General features: G+C 70.3%; 20 protein-coding genes. 15 read left to right on the top strand and 5 right to left on the bottom strand.

Features of this window, described 5'->3' with window-relative positions; genetic code table 11:
- Positions 1 to 369: 369 nt before the first annotated feature.
- The 5 genes from ACYVLQ_RS14090 (at position 370) to hisH (ending at position 4877) form a co-directional block, all read left to right on the top strand.
- On the top strand, positions 370 to 972 hold the full coding sequence (locus ACYVLQ_RS14090) for a maleylpyruvate isomerase family mycothiol-dependent enzyme (protein ID WP_460697899.1): 603 nt from the start codon (positions 370 to 372) through the stop codon (positions 970 to 972).
- A gap of 200 nt (positions 973 to 1172) precedes the next feature.
- The gene (gene hisD, locus ACYVLQ_RS14085; RefSeq protein ID WP_460697898.1) at positions 1173 to 2510 is read left to right on the top strand and encodes a histidinol dehydrogenase; all 1338 of its coding nucleotides are present in this window, start codon (positions 1173 to 1175) and stop codon (positions 2508 to 2510) included.
- The gene (locus ACYVLQ_RS14080) at positions 2507 to 3640 is read left to right on the top strand and encodes a histidinol-phosphate transaminase (RefSeq protein ID WP_460697897.1); all 1134 of its coding nucleotides are present in this window, start codon (positions 2507 to 2509) and stop codon (positions 3638 to 3640) included. The genes hisD and ACYVLQ_RS14080 overlap by 4 nt, the downstream gene beginning before the upstream one ends.
- Complete coding sequence (hisB, locus tag ACYVLQ_RS14075) at positions 3637 to 4251, top strand: imidazoleglycerol-phosphate dehydratase HisB (protein WP_460697896.1); 615 nt, start codon at positions 3637 to 3639, stop codon at positions 4249 to 4251. The genes ACYVLQ_RS14080 and hisB overlap by 4 nt, the downstream gene beginning before the upstream one ends.
- On the top strand, positions 4248 to 4877 hold the full coding sequence (hisH, locus tag ACYVLQ_RS14070) for an imidazole glycerol phosphate synthase subunit HisH (protein WP_460697895.1): 630 nt from the start codon (positions 4248 to 4250) through the stop codon (positions 4875 to 4877). Before hisB ends, hisH begins: the two co-directional genes overlap by 4 nt.
- A gap of 223 nt (positions 4878 to 5100) precedes the next feature.
- On the opposite strand, the gene ACYVLQ_RS14065 is transcribed toward hisH, so the two are convergent.
- On the bottom strand, positions 5101 to 5580 hold the full coding sequence (locus ACYVLQ_RS14065) for a hypothetical protein (RefSeq protein WP_460697894.1): 480 nt from the start codon (positions 5578 to 5580) through the stop codon (positions 5101 to 5103).
- Between the two features lie 231 nt (positions 5581 to 5811).
- Between ACYVLQ_RS14065 and priA the strand changes: the two genes are divergently transcribed.
- The 4 genes from priA to hisI are packed head-to-tail and all read left to right on the top strand — an operon-like array spanning position 5812 to position 8676.
- Positions 5812 to 6546 (top strand): bifunctional 1-(5-phosphoribosyl)-5-((5-phosphoribosylamino)methylideneamino)imidazole-4-carboxamide isomerase/phosphoribosylanthranilate isomerase PriA, encoded by a 735-nt coding sequence (gene priA / locus ACYVLQ_RS14060; protein ID WP_460697893.1) that lies wholly within the window; start codon positions 5812 to 5814, stop codon positions 6544 to 6546.
- A 4-nt stretch (positions 6547 to 6550) separates the two neighbouring features.
- Complete coding sequence (locus ACYVLQ_RS14055; RefSeq protein WP_460697892.1) at positions 6551 to 7537, top strand: inositol monophosphatase family protein; 987 nt, start codon at positions 6551 to 6553, stop codon at positions 7535 to 7537.
- Positions 7534 to 8307 carry an imidazole glycerol phosphate synthase subunit HisF gene (gene hisF / locus ACYVLQ_RS14050; RefSeq protein WP_460697891.1) on the top strand — a complete coding sequence of 258 codons (774 nt, stop codon included), beginning with the start codon at positions 7534 to 7536 and terminating at the stop codon, positions 8305 to 8307. Before ACYVLQ_RS14055 ends, hisF begins: the two co-directional genes overlap by 4 nt.
- 21 nt (positions 8308 to 8328) lie before the next feature.
- A complete protein-coding gene (hisI, locus tag ACYVLQ_RS14045; protein ID WP_460697890.1) occupies positions 8329 to 8676 on the top strand; it encodes a phosphoribosyl-AMP cyclohydrolase in 348 nt (115 codons plus the stop codon).
- Positions 8677 to 8679: 3 nt separating this feature from the next.
- On the opposite strand, the gene ACYVLQ_RS14040 is transcribed toward hisI, so the two are convergent.
- From ACYVLQ_RS14040 to ACYVLQ_RS14025, 4 genes are all read right to left on the bottom strand, one after another.
- Positions 8680 to 9189 carry a MarR family winged helix-turn-helix transcriptional regulator gene (locus ACYVLQ_RS14040; RefSeq protein ID WP_460697889.1) on the bottom strand — a complete coding sequence of 170 codons (510 nt, stop codon included), beginning with the start codon at positions 9187 to 9189 and terminating at the stop codon, positions 8680 to 8682.
- Between the two features lie 157 nt (positions 9190 to 9346).
- A complete protein-coding gene (locus ACYVLQ_RS14035) occupies positions 9347 to 9952 on the bottom strand; it encodes a permease (protein WP_460697888.1) in 606 nt (201 codons plus the stop codon).
- 58 nt (positions 9953 to 10010) lie between these two features.
- Positions 10011 to 10472, bottom strand: a complete 462-nt coding sequence (locus ACYVLQ_RS14030) for a peroxiredoxin (protein WP_460697887.1) — start codon at positions 10470 to 10472, stop codon at positions 10011 to 10013.
- Between the two features lie 90 nt (positions 10473 to 10562).
- Positions 10563 to 10787: a hypothetical protein gene (locus tag ACYVLQ_RS14025; protein WP_460697886.1), complete on the bottom strand. Its 225-nt coding sequence runs from the start codon at positions 10785 to 10787 to the stop codon at positions 10563 to 10565.
- 325 nt (positions 10788 to 11112) lie between these two features.
- Here ACYVLQ_RS14025 and ACYVLQ_RS14020 point away from each other — a divergent pair, with 325 nt between their 5' ends.
- From ACYVLQ_RS14020 to lgt, 6 genes are all read left to right on the top strand, one after another.
- A complete protein-coding gene (locus tag ACYVLQ_RS14020) occupies positions 11113 to 12675 on the top strand; it encodes an anthranilate synthase component I (RefSeq protein WP_460697885.1) in 1563 nt (520 codons plus the stop codon).
- Positions 12672 to 13391, top strand: a complete 720-nt coding sequence (locus tag ACYVLQ_RS14015) for a TIGR02234 family membrane protein (protein ID WP_460697884.1) — start codon at positions 12672 to 12674, stop codon at positions 13389 to 13391. Before ACYVLQ_RS14020 ends, ACYVLQ_RS14015 begins: the two co-directional genes overlap by 4 nt.
- Positions 13392 to 13541: 150 nt before the next feature.
- Entirely contained in the window at positions 13542 to 14366 is an 825-nt protein-coding gene (gene trpC / locus ACYVLQ_RS14010) for an indole-3-glycerol phosphate synthase TrpC (protein ID WP_280267422.1), read from the top strand.
- Positions 14363 to 15637 (top strand): tryptophan synthase subunit beta, encoded by a 1275-nt coding sequence (gene trpB, locus ACYVLQ_RS14005; protein WP_460697883.1) that lies wholly within the window; start codon positions 14363 to 14365, stop codon positions 15635 to 15637. Before trpC ends, trpB begins: the two co-directional genes overlap by 4 nt.
- Positions 15634 to 16446 (top strand): tryptophan synthase subunit alpha, encoded by an 813-nt coding sequence (gene trpA / locus ACYVLQ_RS14000; protein WP_460697882.1) that lies wholly within the window; start codon positions 15634 to 15636, stop codon positions 16444 to 16446. Before trpB ends, trpA begins: the two co-directional genes overlap by 4 nt.
- 68 nt (positions 16447 to 16514) lie before the next feature.
- Entirely contained in the window at positions 16515 to 17762 is a 1248-nt protein-coding gene (gene lgt / locus ACYVLQ_RS13995) for a prolipoprotein diacylglyceryl transferase (RefSeq protein WP_460697881.1), read from the top strand.
- The last annotated feature ends 71 nt before the right edge of the window (positions 17763 to 17833 follow it).

Raw genomic sequence — 17833 nt, 5'->3', positions numbered from 1 at the left:
CGGACACGCGCCCGCTCCCCTCGGATACCCCCGGGCGCGTCTGCTCCCTTCGGACACGTCTGTTCTTCTCGTGCGCGTGCGGTTCTTCTCCGACACGTCCGTTCTTCTCGTGCGCGTGCGTTCTTCTCGTGCGCGTGCGTTCTTCTCGGACACGTGCGTTCTTCTCGGACACGCCCGTTCTTCTCGGACACGCCCGTTCCTCTCCGACACGCCCGTTCCCCTCGGACACGCCCAACTCCCTGGTGCGCCCCGTCCGGCTCCCTCATTTCCCGTCGTCGCGGCCCCCTGGGGCCGCGACGACGGGATCTCGCCCACTCCCGGAAGCGCCATGGGTATCGCCCAACTCGTTGCGCCGGTTAGCCTTTCGTGATGAATACACGGCTGATGCTCAGGGCGGAGCGTGCCGAGCTGGTCTCGTTGCTGCGCAGCCTGTCCGAGGAGGAGTGGGAGTCGCCATCGCTGTGCGAGGGCTGGCGGGTGCGGGATGTGGTGGCGCACTTGCAGACCGACACGGTCACGCTGTCGTCCTACACCGCGCTCCTGGTGCGGGGGCGGTTCTCGGTCGACCGGGTGAACGAGCTCCTGGTGCGCAAGATGGCCTCGTTGCCGACCGCGACCCTGACCGACCGGCTCGCGGGCCCCGATGGCTGGTTCTCGCGCATGTCGCCCGGCTTGGCCCTTGCCGACACCTTCGTGCACCAGCAGGACATCCGCCGCCCGCTCGGCCGCGAACGCGAGGTCCCGCCGGAACGGCTCCGGGCCGTCTTGGCCAATCCCGATCCCTTCGCGTTCCCCCGCCGCTACACCCGAGGCCTCCGCTTCGCCGCCACCGACCTCGACTGGACCCAGGGCGCGGGCCCCGAGGTCCGCGGCCCCGCCGAGGCCCTGGCACTCGCCATGGTCGGCCGCCCCGCAGCCCTGCCCGACCTCGAGGGCGAAGGCATCCCCACCCTCCGCCAACGCCTCACCTGACCGGCGCACACACTTCCCGCACCCCTGGCACGCCCACGCACCCCCTACAAGCGTTGTAGGGGGTGCGTGGGCGAACGCGGGGTGCGGGAAGTTCGGAGGCGGCGGGATAGATCACTGGGCCGACCCGATAGTCTGGTAGGCGGCCCGAGGCCTTCCGGCTTCGGTGTGATGACCAGCACAGACAAGGATTCCGCGCCGCTATGACATCCCGCATCGAGCTCGCCCGCGTCGATCTGCGCGGTCGCACTCCCACCGCCGCCGAGCTGCGCACCGCGCTGCCGCGCGGGGGAGTCGACGTCGACTCGGTGTTGCCTCATGTGCGGCCGGTCGTGGAGGCGATTCGCGACCGGGGTGTCGAGGCGGCACAGGAGTTCAGCGAGAAGTTCGACGGCGTGGCGCCAACGTCGGTGCGCGTCCCGGCCGCCGAACTGGACCGGGCGCTGGAGCAACTGGATCCACCGGTGCGCGCGGCGCTCGAGGTCGCGATCGCGCGCACCCGCGCGGTGCACGCGGACCAGCGGCGCACCGACACAACCACCGAGGTGGTTCCCGGCGGCACCGTGACCGAGCGGTGGGTGCCGGTCGAGCGCGTCGGCCTGTACGTGCCCGGCGGCAATGCCGTCTACCCGTCCAGCGTCGTGATGAACGTGGTGCCCGCCCAGGCCGCCGGTGTCGAGTCGCTGGTGGTGGCCTCGCCGCCGCAGCGGCAGTTCGGCGGGCTCCCGCACCCGACCATTCTCGCGGCGGCGAAGCTGCTCGGCGTGGACGAGGTCTGGGCGGTCGGCGGGGCCCAGGCGGTCGCGCTGCTGTCCTACGGCGGCACCGATACCGACGGCGCCCAGCTGGCGCCGGTCGACATGATCACCGGCCCGGGCAATATCTATGTCACCGCCGCCAAGCGCCTGTGCCGCGGCTTGGTCGGCATCGACGCCGAGGCCGGGCCGACCGAGATCGCGATCCTCGCCGACGCCACCGCCGATCCGGTGCACGTGGCCGCCGACCTGATCAGTCAGGCCGAGCACGACGTGCTGGCCGCCAGCGTGCTGGTCACCGCCAGCGCCGAGCTGGCCGATGCCGTCGATGCCGCGATCACCACCCAGCTGGCGGTCGTCAAACACCGCGACAGGGTGGCGGAAGCCTTGTCCGGCAAGCAGTCCGGCACCGTCCTCGTCGACGATATCGAGCAGGGGCTGCGCGTGGTGAACGCCTACGCCGCCGAGCACCTGGAGATCCAGACCGCCGACGCGTCCGCCGTCGCGGCCCGGATCCGCAGTGCCGGAGCGGTTTTCGTGGGCGCCTGGTCCCCGGTGAGCCTGGGCGACTACTGCGCCGGTTCCAACCACGTGCTGCCGACCGCCGGATGCGCCCGGCACTCCTCGGGTCTGAGCGTGCAGACGTTCCTGCGCGGCATCCACGTCGTCGAATACGACGAGACCGCGCTGAAAGACGTTGCGGGACACGTGGTCGCGCTCGCCAACGCGGAGGATCTGCCCGCGCACGGCCAGGCCGTGCGGGCGCGGTTCGAGGCGCTGTCGTGACCGCGCAGCCGGTTCCGGGCGCCGTCATCACGCTCGACGATCTGCCGCTGCGGGACAACCTGCGCGGCAAGAAGCCCTACGGCGCACCGCAACTGACCGTGCCGGTGCAGCTGAACACCAACGAGAACCCGCATCCGCCGACTCGCGCCCTGATCGACGATGTCGCGGAGTCGATCCGGGCCGCGGCGGCCGATCTGCACCGCTACCCGGACCGCGACGCGATCGCCCTGCGCACCGACCTGGCCGCGTACCTGACCAGGCAGACCGGGGTGGTCCTCGACGTGGCGAACGTGTGGGCGGCCAACGGCTCCAACGAGATCCTGCAGCAGCTGCTGCAGGCTTTCGGCGGGCCCGGGCGCAGCGCGCTGGGGTTCGTACCGTCGTATTCGATGCACCCGATCATCTCCGAGGGCATCGATACCGAATGGGTGGAGGCCAAGCGCAGCGCCGACTTCTCCCTCGATATCGACTACGCGGTGCTGACGATCGCCGAACGCCGCCCCGACGTGGTCTTCGTGACCAGCCCGAACAATCCGACCGGGCACAGCATCGCGCTGCCCGACCTGGTCCGAATCCTCGACGCCGCACCGGGTCTCGTGGTGGTGGACGAGGCCTACGGCGAATTCTCCGGCGCGCCCAGCGCGATGGAGCTGATCGACCGGTTCCCGACGAAACTGGTTGTCACGCGCACGATGTCGAAGGCCTTCGCCTTCGCCGGAGGCCGCCTCGGCTACCTGGCCGCCGCCCCGGCCGTGATCGACGCGATGCTGCTGGTGCGGCTGCCCTACCACCTGTCGGTGGTCACGCAGGCGGCGGCGCGGGCGGCGCTGCGGCACGCCGACGAAACCCTGGGCAGCGTCGCGGAATTGGCGGCCGAGCGGGACCGGGTGGTGCCCGCGCTGCGCGAGATGGGCTACTGGGTCTCGCCCAGCGACGCCAACTTCCTGCTGTTCGGCCACTTCGCCGACGCGCCCGCCGCCTGGCAGCGATATCTCGACGAGGGCGTGCTGATCCGCGATGTCGGCATCCCCGGGCACCTGCGGGTCACCATCGGGCTGGCCGCCGAGAACGACGTATTCCTGCGCGTCAGCGCGAAACTGGCCGCCACGGCACTGGAGGGGCGACTGTGAACCGAACCGCACGGGTGGAGCGCACCACCAAGGAATCCAGCATCGTCGTCGAGTTGGACCTCGACGGCACCGGCCGCACCGATATCGCCACCGGCGTCCCGTTCTACGACCACATGCTGACCGCATTGGGCGCACACGCCAGCTTCGACCTGTCCGTGCGGGCCGAGGGCGATATCGAGATCGAGGCGCACCACACGGTCGAGGACACCGCGATCGTGTTCGGCCAGGCGCTGGCCCAGGCGTTGGGCGACAAGCAGGGCATCCGCCGCTTCGGCGACGCCTACATCCCGATGGACGAGACCCTCGCGCACGCCGCCGTCGACGTATCGGGGCGGCCGTACTGCGTGCACACCGGCGAGCCGGATCACCTGCTGCACACGGTGGTCCCGACGAACGGCCCGGGCGCGCCCTACTCGACCGTGCTCAACCGCCACGTCTTCGAGTCGATCGCGCTCAACGCCCGCATCGCACTGCACGTCCGGGTGCTCTACGGCCGCGACCAGCACCACGTCACCGAGGCCGAATTCAAGGCCGTGGCACGGGCTTTGCGCGCCGCGGTGGAGCTCGACCCGCGGGTGACCGGGGTGCCGTCGACGAAGGGAACGCTGTGACGACCGTGGCGCTGCTGGATTACGGCTCCGGCAACCTGCACTCCGCCCATCGCGCCCTGGTCCGCGCCGGTGCCGACGTCACGGTGACCGCGGATCCGGAAATCGCCTTGAATTCGGACGGGTTGGTGGTTCCGGGCGTCGGCGCCTTCGCCGCGTGCATGGCGGGGCTGTTGTCGGTGCGCGGTGATCGCCTGATCGGCAAGCGCCTCGCCGGTGGGCGACCCGTGCTCGGGATCTGCGTGGGCATGCAGATCCTGTTCGAGCGCGGCGTCGAATTCGGCGTGGAAACCGACGGCTGCGCGGAATGGCCCGGCACCGTGGACCGGTTACCCGCCGAGGTGCTGCCGCACATGGGCTGGAATACGGTGCGCGCACCGGCGGATTCGGTGCTGTTCGGCGGCATGGATCCCGAGACCCGCTTCTACTTCGTGCATTCCTACGCGGCCCGCGCCTGGGAGCTGCCGGAGGGCGGCCCCCTCGCCCCGGCCCAGCTCACCTGGTCCGAACATGGCGGCCCGTTCCTCGCGGCCGTGGAGAACGGCCCGCTCAGCGCCACCCAGTTCCACCCGGAGAAGTCCGGCGACGCGGGCGCGCAACTCCTCCGCAATTGGGTGAAGTCGCTCTAGCGATTCGATCGGGGCAGCCACATCACGCACCCCCGCGTGGGGCTACGGTCCTTTCGGCTACCGATCCGCTATCGTCGCGGGGACGAGGCACGACACAGCGGGAAAGGGACTGCCATGGGCGACATTCCGGCACTGCTCGCGACCCTGTTCGACATCCCCCGATGGGTGGGCTACATCGCTACGGGCTCGGCCGACTCCTGACTCCGGAGGGTTCCGGCCGGTACTACCGCATGGCCTGCACCGGGTCCACCCGGCTGGCCAGCCAGCGGCCCTCGACGTTGTCCAGGTACACCCGCATGCTGGAGCGGATCGGCTGCGGCAGGCCCAGGGTGACGTCGCTGCGGGTCGACTGGTCGACCGTCACCATGATCTCGGCGTGCTCGGGATCGGAGGTCTCGGTGCGGCATTCGACCGTGCGCGCCTCGGCGATGGTGTGCGATCCGGTGGCGCGGGCGCGGCGCTCGGCGGCGGAGGCCTGGAACTGCTCGTGGAACGGGCCGGTGGAACGGTCCAGCACGCGCCGGTCGTAGTCGTCGTAGGCGTTGAAGTCGAACGTGCTGAGCTGGCGGCCGAAATCGCACGCGGCCAGCTGGGCGGGGTCGGTGGGCGCGGCGGCCGCCGGGGGAACCACGGTCAGCGCGGCCACCGCGACCGCCGCCGCGGGCAGCGCAATCACGAAGCGGCGCAGCGTGATCCGGGGCATGACTGAAATCCTTGTTCGTCGACGTACATGGGACCTATGGGTGGCCGGACCCCAGGATACGCACGCTCGGCGTGTGACCGGACTTTCGCCGGTGGGTCGGCACAACGTTGTTCGTATAGCCCGCCGGAGGGCCGGGCAAACCTCGCAGATCGCGCCACACGGCCGTGACCGGCGTCCTATTTGCGTCATCCCGGCGCCGGGACCAGGAACGCTGCCCAGTAGGCTACTGGCGTGAGTTTAGTGCTGCTTCCTGCCGTCGATGTCGCCAATGGTGAGGCCGTGCGCCTGGTTCAGGGCGAGGCCGGCAGCGAAACGAGCTACGGATCGCCGCGCGAGGCCGCGTTGGCCTGGCAGCAGGCCGGAGCCGAGTGGGTACATCTGGTCGATCTGGACGCCGCCTTCGGCCGCGGCTCCAACCGGGATCTGCTCGCCGAGGTGGTCGGCGAGCTCGACGTCAAGGTCGAGCTGTCCGGCGGCATCCGCGACGACGAGTCGCTGAAGGCGGCCCTGGCCACCGGCTGCGCCCGGGTCAACCTCGGCACCGCGGCGTTGGAGGACCCGCAGTGGTGCGCCCGCGCCATCGCCGAATACGGGGACCGCATCGCCGTCGGCATGGACGTGCGGATCATCGACGACGGCGAGTACCGGCTGCGCGGGCGCGGCTGGGTCAGCGACGGCGGCGACCTGTGGGAGGTGCTCGAACGCCTGGAGCGCGACGGCTGCGCGCGCTACGTCGTCACCGACGTCACCAAGGACGGCACCCTCACCGGCCCGAACCTCGACCTGCTCCGCGAGGTCACCAATGCCACCGAGGCCCCGGTGATCGCCTCCGGCGGCGTCTCCACCCTGGACGACCTGCGCGCCATCGCCGGGCTGGTACCCGAGGGCGTGGAGGGCGCGATCGTCGGAAAGGCCCTGTACGCCGGGCGATTCACGCTGCCCGAGGCGCTCGCAGCGGTGAGCTGAGGGTATGGGCGAGGCAAGCGACGGGCACGCGGACGTGGACTCACACCCGGGGCGCGCGGGCGCCGACCTCGACGGACTGCTCGCCGTCGCGAGCGAGTTGTTGGATGCCGCCACACCGCGTTTCGTCGAGGGCGTCGGCGCGCCGAGCGCGGTCGCCAAGGGTCGCGGCGACTTCGCCACCGAACTGGATCTCGAGCTGGAGCGCACGCTCTCGGCACAGCTGCGCGAGCGGACCGGAATCCCGGTGCACGGCGAGGAATTCGGCGGCCCGGAGCTGACCTCGGGCACCGCCTGGGTCCTCGACCCGATCGACGGCACCTTCAATTACTCTGCGGGACATCCGCTGTCGGGGATGCTGCTGGCGCTGGTCGACGGCGGCGCACCGGTGCTCGGGCTGACCTGGCTGCCGCTGCTGGGACGCCGCTACGCCGCGGCGGTCGGCGGCCCGGTGCTGCTCGACGGAAAACCGCTGCCGCCCTTGGAATCCGGGCGGCTCTCGGACGCCATGATCGGCTTCGGCGCGTTCAATATCGACAGTCACGGCCGCATCCCCGGCCGCTTCCGTTTCGACCTGCTGGGGGCGCTGAGCCGGTTGTCGGGCCGGGTGCGCATGCACGGCTCCACCGGAATCGACCTGGCGTTCACCGCCTCCGGGGTGCTCGGTGGCGCGGTGGTATTCGGCCATCACCCCTGGGACAACGCGGCGGGCGTCGCCCTGGTGCGCGCGGCCGGGGGAGTGGTCACCGATCTGCGCGGCGAACCGTGGACCATCACCTCGGGGTCGGTGCTCGCCGCCGCGCCCGGGGTGCACGGGGAGTTGCTGGAACTGATCGACAGCGCGGCCGTGACCCGTCCCCCGGGAGTCGCGCCGGGTGACACCGTGCAGCACGAAGATCCCGGCGTTCGCCGGGACGACAGGGGAGCGGGGCGCGAGGACGACGGGGGAGCAGGGCGCGAGGACAACGACTCGGAGAATTCGGAGGCGCCATGACACTGGCGGTACGCGTGATTCCGTGCCTGGATGTCGACGCGGGCCGCGTCGTGAAGGGCGTGAACTTCGAAAACCTGCGCGACGCGGGCGATCCCGTCGAACTGGCCGCCGCCTACGACGCCCAGGGCGCCGACGAGCTGACCTTCCTCGACGTCACCGCCTCCACCGGCGACCGCGGCACCATGATCGACGTGGTGACCCGCACCGCCGAGCAGATCTTCATCCCGCTCACCGTCGGCGGGGGCGTGCGCACCGTCGACGACGTGGACCGGCTGCTGCGCGCCGGGGCCGACAAGGTCTCGGTCAACACCGCGGCGATCGCGAATCCGGAGATCCTGCGCGAGATGTCGCAGCGGTTCGGCTCCCAGTGCATCGTGCTGTCCGTCGACGCGCGCCTGGTGCCCGACGGCAATCCGCCCACGCCGTCCGGATGGGAGGTCACCACCCACGGCGGCAAGCGCGGCACCGGCATCGACGCGATCGAATGGGCGCTGCGCGGCGCCGAACTGGGCGTCGGTGAGATCCTGCTGAACTCGATGGACGCCGATGGCACCAAGGCGGGATTCGACCTGCCGATGATCGCGTCGGTCCGCAAGGCGGTCTCCGTGCCGATCATCGCCAGCGGCGGCGCGGGCGGCGTCGAGCACTTCGCCCCGGCGGTGCGGACCGGCGCGGACGCCGTGCTGGCCGCCAGCGTCTTCCACTTCGGCGACCTCACCATCGGCCAGGTCAAGGACGCGATGCGGGTCGACGGAATCATCGTCCGCTGACGCATTGATATAAAGGTCTGCATGAGTCTGGATCCTGCTATCTCCGCCCGTCTCCAGCGCAACGAGGCCGGGCTGGTCGCCGCGATCGCGCAGGAGCGCGGCACCGGCGACGTGCTGATGATGGCGTGGATGGACGACGAGGCGCTGGCCCGAACCCTCGAAACCCGCAAGGCGACCTACTACTCCCGGTCCCGGCAGCAGTACTGGGTCAAGGGCGAGACCTCGGGGCACACGCAGTACGTGCACGAGGTGCGCCTGGACTGCGACGGCGACGCCGTGCTGCTGATCGTGGACCAGGAGGGCGCGGCCTGCCACACCGGCACCCACACCTGCTGGGACGGCGACGTGCTGCTGACCGCCCAGGCGTGATCGCTACTCCTGGCCGTCGTCCGGCGGGCCCGGATGGCCGTTCGACCGGCCGATGCCGCGGTTGATCCCGGCTTCCATCTGATCCACCAGCGCCTCGCCGAGCTGGACCAGCCGCTCGGTCTGCTCGGCGTCGAGACCGTCGAACACCAGCCCGCGGACCGCCTCGAGGTATCCGGGCGTGGCGTCCTCCACCTTGCGGTACCCGGCGTCGGTGAGGACTGCGTAGGCGCCGCGTCGTCCGCGCATGGTTTCCCGGCGCGCCCAGCCGAGACGCTCCAACTTTGTTACCACATGGGACAGTCGAGATAGCGAAGCATTTGCTTTGTAGGCCAGCTCGCTCAGTTGCAGCCGATGGCCAGCTTCTTCCGACAGCAGTGCCATCACGAAGTACTCGAAATGCGTCACGCCGGACTCGCGCTGCAGCTGCGTATCCATCGCTGCTGGTAGCCGAGTCGTCAGCGCGACAAGAGTCCGCCAAGCTCGCTGTTCGATGGGATTCAGCCACTTCGTCACATCGCGCCCTCTCAATGCAGCCGCGTGACGCCTATTCGTTAGCAGGGCTAGCGAAAATTGAAACTTCAAATCGGTCACCGGCAGATATCAAGTTTGCCATGATTTCGCTCGAGGGTCACGAGTGTAGTCAATGACGTGACACCTATCACGTGGGTCCTCAGTGCGTCGGCGGGTCTTCCCGGGGCTGGAAACCCTCGGTGGGCGGGGTCGGCTCGGCGGGCTGTGGCCGCTGCGCCTGCTTGGCCGCGCGGTGTTTGCGATAACGGCGCCGGACGACCACGAAGACGAACAGCAGGAAGATCGCCGCCGCGACGATCGCAGCGATCAGGGATGCGCCGCGGAAGCCGGGGGCGTCCACATCGAGGATCCGCTCGCCCGCGTGTGCGGCGTTGTTGCCGCCCAGCACGATGGTGAGGGTCATCAGGTTGGGCAGCGCCGCGGCCACCGCCAGCACCGCCGCCACACCGGCGAGGAACCGGCCGCCCCGGCGCTTCCAGACGGTGACCGCGAACAGCAGGAGCAGCAGCGGTACCAGGGTGCACACGAAGCCCAGCGCGAACCCGGACCAGATGCCCTTGGCGAAGCTGCCGTGCCCGGACATGTTCGCGATGCGCTGTGCCCACCAGCGCGGAATGAACGCCGCGAGGATGAAGTAGGCGGCCACGAGTACCGCCACGACGGCGACCCCGGCAATGATCCGGTTGCGCCACGTGGTTGAGGCGGGCTTAGTGCCGGACGTTTGCTCCACACTCCGCGAAGTCATAGCAACAGCGTATGTGCACCGCCCGGTGCGGGGGAATGTCTCGGCCCGGCGTTTCGGATCAGCGGTTTCGATCGCGCAGGAAGCTCAGGGCGTGATCGGCGTGGATATTCGCCCGGAGTTCACCGGTGATCACTTTCAGGACCGTTCGGTCGGTATCGATGACGAACGTCTGCCGCTTGACCGGGGCCAGCTTGCCGAGCAGGCCGCGCTTGACCCCGAACCGCTCGGCCACCGCGCCGTCGCGGTCGGACAGCAGGGGATAGCCCAGCCGCTGCTTGTCGGAGAAGCCCGCCTGGGTGTCGACCGAATCGGCGCTGATACCGGCGCAGGAGGCGCCCACGGCCGCGAAGTCGCCCGCCAGATCCCGGAAGTGACACGCCTCGGCGGTGCAGACCGGGGTGTTGGCGGCGGGGAAGAAGAACAGCACCAGCGGGCCACCGGAGAGCAGGGAATCCAGAGAGCGGGCGATCCCGGCCTGGTCGGGAAGATCGAACTGGGGAGCGCGCTGGCCAGCCTTCATAGGAAGCGACAGTACCGGGCCCCGAATGCGCCCGGTACTGTCGGCAGGGCCGTACGGCGTCCCGTCATTCCGGCATGCTTCTGGCCGGAATCAGACGCCCAGGATTCCCGCGACCTCCGGGTTCTTGATCTGCATGACGTCGAGAATGCCGTGCGCCTTCAGGAACGGCTTGAGCTCCCGGATCCGGTCGGTGTGTTCGGCGTACTCGTCGGGGAACCGGTTGCGGTCCAGGTTCTCGATGGCCTTGACGTAGGTCACGAACGACGCGAGCGCATTGTGCTTGCCCGGGTTCTGGCCGCTCGAGGAGTGGTTCATGTTCACCATCCGGGGCGGCTGACCGGGCAGGGGGCCTCCGATCGTGGGTGGGGCTGCGTGCCGGGGACCCTCCGGTGCGACCGGCTGCGAGGGGTACATCTGTGTTGAACTCCTCTCGTTGCAAGGGATACCGCGTGCGACTTGGAACGTCGCGAGTCTAGTGAGCGCGGCGATGCCGAATTGCCGCGCCTCGGCACGGCGGTTCGCCCCAGTCATTCGGGGCCGCGTGCGGCGTGGCTGGCCACCGTGGCCGATTTGTAGCCTGGCGACCGGCGGGGCCACCCCGCACACGTCGGCACGGCATACCGCCTGAAATGATGAGGGGATGCACGGCGCAGCAACCGACGGCCCGGGGACCACTACGACTCGTGAGCGGTTCCGCGCGCTCGCGGCCGAGCACCGCGTGGTTCCGGTCACCCGAAAAGTGCTGGCCGACTCGGAGACTCCGCTGTCGGCCTATCGCAAGCTCGGCGCGGAACGGCCGGGGACGTTCCTGCTCGAGTCGGCGGAGAACGGCCGATCGTGGTCGCGCTGGTCGTTCATCGGCGCGGGCAGCCGGGCCGCGCTGAGCGTCGTGGACGGGCAGGCCGCCTGGCTGGGCACCACCCCCGCGGACGCGCCCTCGGGCGGCGAACCGCTGGCCGCGCTGCGCGAGACGCTGGAGCTGCTGCGCACCGAGCGGCTGCCGGGCCTGCCGCCGCTGACCGGCGGCCTGGTCGGCTACCTCGGCTACGACATCGTGCGCCGTATGGAGCGGCTGCCCGAGCTGACCACCGACGACCTGCAGCTCCCGGAGATGGTGCTGATGCTGGCCACCGACCTGGCCGCGTTCGACCACCACGAGGGCGCGATCACGCTGATCGCCAACGCGGTCAACTGGAACGGCACCGACGAGCGGGTCGACGAGGCCTACGACGACGCGGTGGCCCGGCTGGACCGGATGACGGCCGCGCTGGCCGCCCCCGCCGCCTCCACGGTGTCGGTGTTCGACCGGCCCGAACCGGATTACCGCCGCCGGCGCACCACCGAGGAGTTCGGCGCCGGGGTGCGCCGCCTGGTGAAGGAGATCGAGGCGGGCGAGGCGTTCCAGGTGGTGCTGTCGCAGCGGTTCGAGATGGACTACGACGGCAGTCCGCTGGAGGTGTACCGGATGCTGCGGGCGTCGAACCCGAGCCCGTACATGTATCTGATGCACATCCCGGACGGCGCGGGCGGCACAGCCTTCTCGATCGTCGGCTCCAGCCCGGAGGCGCTGGTCACGGTGAAGGACGGCGTGGCCACCACCCATCCGATCGCGGGCACCCGGTGGCGCGGCGCCACCGAGGAGGACGACCAGCTGCTGGAGAAGGACCTGCTGGCCGACGAGAAGGAGAACGCCGAGCACCTGATGCTGGTCGACCTGGGCCGCAACGATCTGGGCCGGGTGTGCGCGCCGGGCTCGGTGCGCGTCACCGAGTACCGGCACGTGGAGCGCTACAGCCACGTCATGCACCTGGTGTCGACGGTGTCGGCGCGGCTGGCGCCGGGCAAGATCGCCCTGGACGCCGTGCGGGCCTGCTTCCCGGCGGGCACGCTGTCGGGCGCGCCGAAGGTGCGCGCGATGGAACTGATCGAGGAGCTGGAGCCGACCCGCCGCGGCACCTACGCCGGGGTGGTCGGCTACCTCGACTTCGCGGGCGACGCCGATACCGCGATCGCCATCCGCACCGCGCTGTTCAAGGACGGCACCGCCTACGTCCAGGCGGGCGCGGGCATCGTCGCCGACTCTGTGCCCGAATACGAGGACGACGAGGCCCGCAACAAGGCGATGGCTGTGTTGAAAGCCATTGCCGCGGCCAAGACCGTGCGCGTCTTCACCCCCGACCACCCCGACGGTAAGCAGCTATGAACTCCTCGGAACCCGAACCGGCGCAAGCGCCTCCGCGCAAATACCCCGTCGGCCCCGCATTCCTGCTCGCCGTGGCCGCGATCGCGCTGTGGGCGTCCTCGCGGATGGCGTGGGTGACGCTGGTCTCGTCCGACGGGCTCACGCAGCCTCGAACGCACAGGTTGAACGGCGGGGAATGGTTCGGTGCGCTGACACCGCTCGCCCTGGTGCTGGTGGCGGCGATCGCCGCGGTATTCGCCACGCGCGGCTGGCTGCGCCGGGTGCTCGGCGTGGTGATCGCGCTGCTCGCCGCGGTGGCCGCCGTGCCCGGCTACGCGTTGGTGACCGGCCGGGGCCAGCTCGCCGAACGGGCCGCCACACTGGCCGAACTGCCCGCCCGCGCCCAGGTGGACCAGGTGACCTCGGCCTCGTTCCCGGCGGTGCTGAGCCTCGTCGGCGCGGTGGCGGCGTTCGGGGCGGGCGTGCTGCTCGCCCGCATGCCCCGGGAGACGGCGCGGCTGTCGGGCAAGTACGACAACCCGGTGTTCCGGCGCGCCGCGGCCGCCGACCAGGTGGCGGCGCAGCAGGCGAAAACCGCGGAGCGGCAGCCGGGCGGGGACGCGAAAGCCGGGGCGTCCCAGCCGGACTCCGCCGCACCGGACCAGCTCTCCGAACGTGTGCTGTGGGACGCCCTCGACGCGGGCGCCGACCCCACCGACGATCAGCCCGGAAGGTGAGCATTATCCCAGTCGGGACGGATGCGATGCGGAACACCCCGCCGTCGGTGTCGGGAACCTAGCCATTTACTCTTTACCTGCATCGGTGAGACAGCGCCTTGGGGGATTCTCAGGCAGCAAGTCGGTCTCCCCAGAAAGGATTCGAGCCAGATGACGGTACTCGACTCGATTCTCGACGGGGTCCGCGCGGATGTGGCCGCTCGGGAAGCCGTCCTGGATTTCCAGGCAGTCAAGAAGGCCGCCGCCGCGGCGCCCTCGCCCCGTCCCGGGTACGCCGCCCTGCATCAGGACGGTGTCGGCGTGATCGCCGAGGTCAAGCGCGCCAGTCCCTCCAAGGGCGAGCTGGCCGACATCCCGGACCCGGCCAGCCTCGCCAAGGCCTACGAGGACGGCGGCGCCCGCATCATCAGCGTGCTCACCGAGGGCCGCCGCTTCAACGGCTCGCTGGACGATCTGGACGCGGTGCGCGCGGTGGTCGACGTGCCGATCCTGCGCAAGGACTTCGTCGTCGGGCCGTACCAGATCCACGAGGCGCGCGCGCACGGCGCCGACGTCATCCTGCTGATCGTGGCCGCGCTGGAGCAGGACGTGCTGTCCTCGCTGATCGATCGCACCGAATCGCTGGGCATGACCGCCCTGGTCGAGGTGCACACCGAGGAGGAGGCCGACCGCGCGCTGGAGGCCGGAGCGTCGGTCATCGGGGTGAACGCCCGCAATCTGAAGACCCTCGAGGTGGACACCGACGTGTTCGCCCGCATCGCGCCCGGCCTGCCGACCGAGGTCATCCGCATCGCCGAATCCGGCATCAGCGGCACCGCCGACCTGCTGGCCTACGCCGGGGCGGGAGCGGACGCGGTGCTCGTCGGCGAGAGCCTGGTGACCAGCGGCGACCCGCGCGCCGCGGTCTCGGAGCTGGTGACCGCCGGAACCCATCCCTCCTGCCCGCGGCCGCTGCGCCGGGGTGCGGCGCGATGACTCGCACGCAGGAACCGGGCAACACCACCGGGGAGCTGCCTCCGGCCAGCGCGGGCGTCGCCCAGCGCAGCCACGAGCCCGACCTGGGCGGCCACTTCGGCGTCTATGGCGGGCGGCACGTCCCCGAGGCGCTGATGGCGGTGATCGAGGAGGTCACCGCGGAGTACGACAAATGCCGGGTCGATCCGGGGTTCCTCGCCGAACTGGACCGCCTGCAGCGCGATTACGCCGGGCGCCCGTCGCCGGTGTTCGAGTGCACGCGGCTGGCCGAGCACGCCGGGGGCGCCCGGATCCTGCTCAAGCGGGAGGACCTGAATCACACCGGTTCACACAAGATCAACAATGTGCTCGGGCAGGCGCTGCTCGCCGAGCGGATGGGCAAGACCCGGGTCATCGCCGAGACCGGCGCCGGTCAGCACGGCGTGGCGACCGCCACCGCCTGCGCGCTGCTCGGGCTGAACTGCATCGTGTACATGGGTGCCGTCGACACCGCGCGGCAGGCGCTCAACGTGGCGCGGATGCGGCTGCTGGGCGCCGAGGTGGTCTCGGTGACCACGGGCTCGCAGACGCTGAAGGACGCCATCAACGAGGCGTTGCGCGACTGGGTGACCAACGCCGACGACACCTACTACTGCTTCGGCACCGCCGCGGGCCCGCATCCGTTCCCGTTGCTGGTGCGCGATTTTCAGCGTGTCATCGGCCTGGAGGCGCGGGCGCAGGTGCTGGACCGGACGGGGCGACTGCCCGACGCCGTGACCGCCTGTGTCGGAGGCGGATCCAACGCGATCGGCATCTTCCACGCCTTCGTCGACGATCCCGGCGTCCGGCTGGTCGGCTACGAGGCGGCGGGCGACGGTGTCGAAACCGGTAGGCACGCGGCCACTTTCACCGGCGGCGCCCCGGGCGCGTTCCAGGGTGCGTACTCGTACCTGCTGCAGGATTCCGACGGCCAGACCATCGAATCGCATTCCATCTCAGCGGGTCTGGACTATCCCGGGGTGGGCCCCGAGCACGCCTATCTCAAGGACACCGGCCGCGCCGAGTACCGGCCGATCACCGACACCGAGGCGATGGACGCGCTGCTGCTGCTCTCCCGCGCCGAGGGCATCATCCCGGCCATCGAGTCCGCGCACGCGGTGGCGGGCGCGCTGCAGCTGGGCCGCGAATTGGGCGAGGGCGCAATCATTCTCGTTAGCTTGTCCGGGCGTGGTGACAAAGACATGGATACCGCGGCCAAATGGTTCGGGCTGTACGGAGAGGACGCGAAGTGAGCGAGCGTGCGACGGCCGTGAGTCGCTTGGGCAGTACCTTCGTCGCCTGCCGCGCCGAGGGCCGCGCCGCTCTCATCGGCTATCTGCCCGCGGGGTACCCGGACCTGATCGGCTCCATCGCCGCGTGCACAGCGATGGTCGAATCCGGTTGCGACATCATCGAAGTCGGCATCGCCTACTCCGATCCGGTGATGGACGGGCCCACCATCCAGGCCGCCACGGAACAGGCGCTGCGCGGCGGCGTGCGGGTGCGCGACGTGTTCGCCGTGGTCGAGGCGATCAGCAACGCGGGCGGCAAGGCCGTGGTGATGACCTACTGGAATCCGGTGCTGAAGTACGGCGTCGACACCTTCGCCCGCGACCTCGCGGCCGCGGGCGGGCTCGGGCTGATCACGCCGAACCTGATTCCCGAGGAGGCCGACGAGTGGATGGCCGCCTCCGACGCCCACGACCTCGACCGCATCTTCCTGGTGGCGCCCTCCTCGACCGAGGAGCGGCTCGCCAAGACCCTCGACGCCACCCGCGGATTCGTCTACGCCGCCTCCACGATGGGCGTGACCGGGGCCCGGGACGCGGTGTCCTCCGCGGCCCCCGCGCTGTGTGCGCGCGTCCGGGCCCACTCCGACATCCCGATCGGCGTCGGTCTCGGCGTGCGCAGCGGCGCACAGGCCGCCGAAATCGCCTCGTACGCAGACGGAGTCATCGTCGGCTCGGCCCTGGTCTCCGCGGCCGGCGAGGGCATGGATCGGATCCGCGCCCTCACCGCCGAACTCGCCGAGGGCGTGCGCTCGGCCCCGGTCTCGTCCTGAGCTAACCGTTTCCGCGCCGAGTGCAGGGCAGCACATGCTCTCGGCTTCCGTTCCGTTACGGTGGGGCCGTGACTTTTGCAGTCCTGGCAGACAGTGTTGTTGCGCACGGTGGAGCGCAGGCCGCGGTGCTGGCCTATATACCCAGCCCGCCGCGCGGGGTGTGGTACGTCGGAGGGTTCCCGCTGCGGGCCTACGCACTGTGCATCATCGTGGGCATCGTCGCCGCGATCTGGTGGGGCGAGCGGCGGTGGCGCGAGCGCGGCGGGCAGCCGGGCGCGGTGCTGGACGTCGCCATGTTCGCGGTGCCCTTCGGGCTGGTGGGCGGTCGGCTCTACCACGTCGCCACCGACTGGCAGAAGTACTTCGGCGACGACGGCCATCCGATGAACGCGCTGAAGATCTGGGAGGGCGGCCTCGGCATCTGGGGCGCGGTGTTCCTCGGCGGCGTCGGCGCCTGGATCGGCTGCCGGGTGTACCGAATCCCGTTGCCCGCCTTGGGCGATGCGATCGCCCCCGCGATCCTGCTGGCGCAGGCGATCGGCCGCCTCGGCAACTACTTCAACCAGGAGCTCTACGGCCGCGCCACGGATGCGCCGTGGGGCCTTCAGATCTTCCTGCGCTTCGACGACAACGGTCAGCTCGACATGATGAACGGCGTCTCCACCGGCGTGGTGGAAAAGACCGTGCAGCCGACGTTCCTCTACGAGCTGGTGTGGAATCTGCTCGGCGTGCTGGTGCTGGTCTGGGTGGACAAGCGCTACCGCATCGGCCACGGCCGGTTGTTCGCGCTGTACGTCGCGATCTACTGCTTCGGCCGGTTCTGGGTGGAACTGCTGCGCGACGACGAGGCCACGCACATCGCCGGAATTCGCATCAACTCCTTCACCTCGGCGGTGGTATTCCTGTGCGCCATCGCCTATTTCGCGCTTGCCACCAAGGGCCGCGAGACCGCCGCGCAGCTCGAGCCCGGCGGCCACCGCCCGTGGCCATGGCAGCTCGGCGCCCTCCGCCGGGCGGGTGCGGAATCGGAAGCTACTGCCCCCGAGGCTGGTTCGATCGAAGACGAGAAGACCTCGGAGGAGTCGGCGGGGCCCGGCCCCGAGGCATCCGAAAACGACGCTGCCGAGCCGGACCGGCCGAGCGAGCCCGAGGGCCGAACAGCTGAGTCCGAAGACGGAGCGGCCGAGTCCGAGGGCGGAGTGGCCGAGTCCACGACCGACCGCAACGATTCCGCCGACGCCAGCGATAATTCAGCGAATGCCGCCCACGGTGGGGCGTCCGGCGCGACGAAACCGCCGGAGTCGGGCAAGCTTTGACCCGACTGCCGCGGCCGTGCGGCGGGACGGGAGACCGGGCCGTCGAGGCGGGCCCGGGCAAACTAGGAGGA

Source organism: Nocardia thraciensis (assembly GCF_054782435.1).
The sequence above is the reverse complement of the archived record's forward strand: the minus strand, read 5'-3'. Positions and strand labels throughout refer to the sequence as shown.

What these genes read in the sequence shown, in the direction of transcription:
- ACYVLQ_RS14090 (WP_460697899.1), top strand. Translation starts at nt 370, where the DNA reads ATGAATACACGGCTGATGCTCAGGGCGGAGCGTGCCGAGCTGGTCTCG.
- hisD (WP_460697898.1), top strand. Translation starts at nt 1,173, where the DNA reads ATGACATCCCGCATCGAGCTCGCCCGCGTCGATCTGCGCGGTCGCACT.
- ACYVLQ_RS14065 (WP_460697894.1), bottom strand. Translation starts at nt 5,580, where the DNA reads ATGCCCCGGATCACGCTGCGCCGCTTCGTGATTGCGCTGCCCGCGGCG.
- ACYVLQ_RS14055 (WP_460697892.1), top strand. Translation starts at nt 6,551, where the DNA reads ATGGGCGAGGCAAGCGACGGGCACGCGGACGTGGACTCACACCCGGGG.
- hisF (WP_460697891.1), top strand. Translation starts at nt 7,534, where the DNA reads ATGACACTGGCGGTACGCGTGATTCCGTGCCTGGATGTCGACGCGGGC.
- hisI (WP_460697890.1), top strand. Translation starts at nt 8,329, where the DNA reads ATGAGTCTGGATCCTGCTATCTCCGCCCGTCTCCAGCGCAACGAGGCC.
- ACYVLQ_RS14035 (WP_460697888.1), bottom strand. Translation starts at nt 9,952, where the DNA reads ATGACTTCGCGGAGTGTGGAGCAAACGTCCGGCACTAAGCCCGCCTCA.
- ACYVLQ_RS14030 (WP_460697887.1), bottom strand. Translation starts at nt 10,472, where the DNA reads ATGAAGGCTGGCCAGCGCGCTCCCCAGTTCGATCTTCCCGACCAGGCC.
- ACYVLQ_RS14025 (WP_460697886.1), bottom strand. Translation starts at nt 10,787, where the DNA reads ATGAACCACTCCTCGAGCGGCCAGAACCCGGGCAAGCACAATGCGCTC.
- ACYVLQ_RS14020 (WP_460697885.1), top strand. Translation starts at nt 11,113, where the DNA reads ATGCACGGCGCAGCAACCGACGGCCCGGGGACCACTACGACTCGTGAG.
- ACYVLQ_RS14015 (WP_460697884.1), top strand. Translation starts at nt 12,672, where the DNA reads ATGAACTCCTCGGAACCCGAACCGGCGCAAGCGCCTCCGCGCAAATAC.
- trpC (WP_280267422.1), top strand. Translation starts at nt 13,542, where the DNA reads ATGACGGTACTCGACTCGATTCTCGACGGGGTCCGCGCGGATGTGGCC.
- trpB (WP_460697883.1), top strand. Translation starts at nt 14,363, where the DNA reads ATGACTCGCACGCAGGAACCGGGCAACACCACCGGGGAGCTGCCTCCG.